The organism is Chitinophaga sp. (assembly GCF_036566945.1).
Taxonomy (GTDB): Bacteria; Bacteroidota; Bacteroidia; order Chitinophagales; family Chitinophagaceae; genus Chitinophaga.
Genome location: NZ_DATCVJ010000801.1, coordinates 1 through 2,710, shown reverse-complemented (window position 1 = coordinate 2,710; position 2,710 = coordinate 1). Strand labels below are relative to the sequence as shown.

3 protein-coding genes are annotated in these 2,710 nt (G+C 43.7%); 2 read left to right on the top strand and 1 reads right to left on the bottom strand.

The genetic code is table 11. The annotated features are described in order from the left end of the window. Positions 1–189: 189 nt before the first annotated feature. Positions 190–933, bottom strand: coding sequence for a biotin--[acetyl-CoA-carboxylase] ligase (locus VIP81_RS24330; protein WP_331967465.1), 744 nt, complete (start codon positions 931–933; stop codon positions 190–192). 159 nt (positions 934–1,092) lie between these two features. Between VIP81_RS24330 and rsfS the strand changes: the two genes are divergently transcribed. Together rsfS and VIP81_RS24320 are read left to right on the top strand one after the other, a co-directional pair. Next, positions 1,093–1,497, top strand: a complete 405-nt coding sequence (rsfS, locus tag VIP81_RS24325; protein ID WP_331967463.1) for a ribosome silencing factor — start codon at positions 1,093–1,095, stop codon at positions 1,495–1,497. 75 nt (positions 1,498–1,572) lie between these two features. Then, positions 1,573–2,710, top strand: a 1,138-nt coding sequence (locus VIP81_RS24320; protein WP_331967461.1) for an ATP-dependent metallopeptidase FtsH/Yme1/Tma family protein, incomplete at its 3' end; no start/stop codon positions are given.

Here is a 2,710-nt window from a genome sequence, read left to right as displayed (position 1 = left end):
TACGGCGCCAATGTGTATCTGTTATCTGATTTGTCGCCAGGATTGCCTGCAGCCTTGCAAAAAGTATTGCTGGAGAAGCAGCAGGAGTATGTGGGCAAACAGTAAATAATCACGGAAACTGTCCGCTTTTGGCGAACAGCGGACAGTTTCCGGTAAGATGCAGGAATGAAACCCGAGTCCCCACTATTTTTAGCGGCTGATAATAAATTCTACCTCGCCAAATCCTAATGGCATGATTTCGCCATTTTTTTCCAGGCAGAGGTGCCCATCTGGCAATACATCTCGTATAATGCCTTCAAAAATTTCTCCGTCTTTACGATATAAGCCGGGTTGTTGCCAGCGGAAAAGCCGGCGTTTATATTCGTCAAGTATCGCTTCGTAGTTGGCTGGCTGCAGTTGGCGGATTCTTTTGTCCAGGAAAGTGCATAGTTCCTTTGCCAGGGTGGCTGCTTCCCGGATTTTGCCGGTGATCTGTCTGAGGGAAACGGCATTGGGAAGATCAGGGGAAAAGGCTGCCTGATTAATGTTGAGCCCGATGCCGACAATGGCATATTGCCACATATTTCCACGTAGTACATTCTCTATCAGGATGCCTCCTGCCTTTCTGTCACGCCAGTAAATATCGTTTGGCCACTTGATGATGGTTTCATCGCCGGCATAGGAAGTAAAGAAATCGGCGGCAGCCAGTGCTACCGAAACGCTGAGCATAAATTGTCGGGAAAGCGGTAGCATAGCAGGTTGAAGGGCAATACTGAGTGCGCTGATGTCGCCGGGTTGGGCAAGCCATTGTTTCCCACGGGTACCTTTTCCGGCAGTTTGGTTGCTGGTAAACCAGGCAGTACCAGATGTCACCTGCCCGGAATTTACCTGCTCCATGGCATAGTTATTGGTGCTGTCTATTTCGTCTAATACATGAAACGGGTGTCCTATCACATGAATCTTTTTTAGTCTGTATATATGGCCCGAAAAGTAATTCATTTTATTATTTAATTAACATTTCAGGAGGCCCGCAGGTGAGATTAAACATCTTATATTACTGCTTGTTTAGTAACTTTGACAATTAAAGATTATTTTTAACAAAAACGAGATTTATTGGCACCCTTAACCGTTCTGAGCACGAGAAAGAAGGCGCAGTTACGCCTGACCAGAGAAAGTGAAATTTTTACCACCATCATAAAGGCCATACAGGATAAGAAGGGGGAAAATATCGTATCCCTGGATCTACGCCAGATTCCTGAAGCCGTGGCCGATTTCTTTATCATATGTGAAGCCAATTCGGGCACCCAGGTGAAAGCCATAGCTGATTATGTGTCAGAGGAGGTGGAAAAGCATACTTCAGAGGAACCGTATAAGCATGAAGGGTTTGGTTCACAAAACTGGGTTTTGGTCGATTATGTGAATGTTGTATTACATATCTTTCAACCTGAGAACCGCAGATTCTATAATCTTGAGGAAATGTGGAGTGACGCCGATAGAATGGATCACACCGAAGACTAAACAAAACAGTTGTTTTAGAATTACTTATTTATATTATTCTGATTGCAATAAACATCCGTAAAGGAGCGTAAGATTATGGAAAAAGGAGGCAATAACTTCAACAAGGGTTCAGAGAAATCACCTAAGAAAGGACCGAAGTTCAATATATACTGGGTATATGCCTTTATTGGCGTTGCCCTGCTGGCAATGAACATTTTTGGTGATTTTAAATCCTCAACCAAAGAAATCAGTTTCCAGGAATTTCAGATTAACTATCTGAAACCAGGAGATGTTGATAAACTGGTTGTCGTAAATAAAAAATATGTAGAGGTCTACATAAAAGCAGACTCTTTAAAAGAGGCTAAGTTTAACGGTGTCAATAAAAGTAGATTTGGTGGCGATAACCCCGGTCCTCATTACCGTTTTACAATAGGTAGCGAAGAAAGTTTCAAGAAAGATATTGATAAGGCACAGGAAGGTATTCCGGTGGAAAATCAGGTAAAGATCTCTTATGATGAGCGTCAAAGCTGGTTTGAACCTATCTTCCAACTGTTATTACCTATTATCCTGATCATTGGTTTGTGGATATTGCTGATGCGTAAAATGGGTGGTCCTTCCGGTGGAAGTGGCGGACCTGGTGGCATCTTCAATATTGGTAAATCAAAAGCTACCCTGTTCGATAAAGGTACCCGTGTGAATATCACTTTCAACGATGTAGCTGGTTTGGATGAAGCCAAGGTAGAAGTAATGGAAATTGTGGATTTCCTGAAGAATCCTAAAAAATATACTGCTTTGGGAGGTAAAATTCCTAAAGGAGCTTTGCTGGTAGGCCCTCCGGGAACTGGTAAAACCCTCCTGGCTAAAGCGATGGCAGGTGAAGCACAGGTTCCTTTCTTCTCTATGTCCGGTTCCGACTTTGTGGAGCTGTTTGTAGGAGTAGGTGCGAGCCGTGTACGTGACTTGTTTAAACAAGCCCGCGAAAAAGCCCCATGTATCATCTTTATCGATGAAATTGATGCGATCGGTCGTGCAAGAGGCAAGAACGTGATGATGAGCAATGACGAACGTGAAAATACGCTGAATCAGTTGCTGGTAGAAATGGATGGTTTCGGAACAGACAGTGGTATCATTATCCTGGCTGCTACCAACCGCCCCGATGTACTGGATAGCGCATTATTACGTCCTGGTCGTTTTGACCGTCAGATCTCTATCGATAAACCGGATCTGGCAGGAA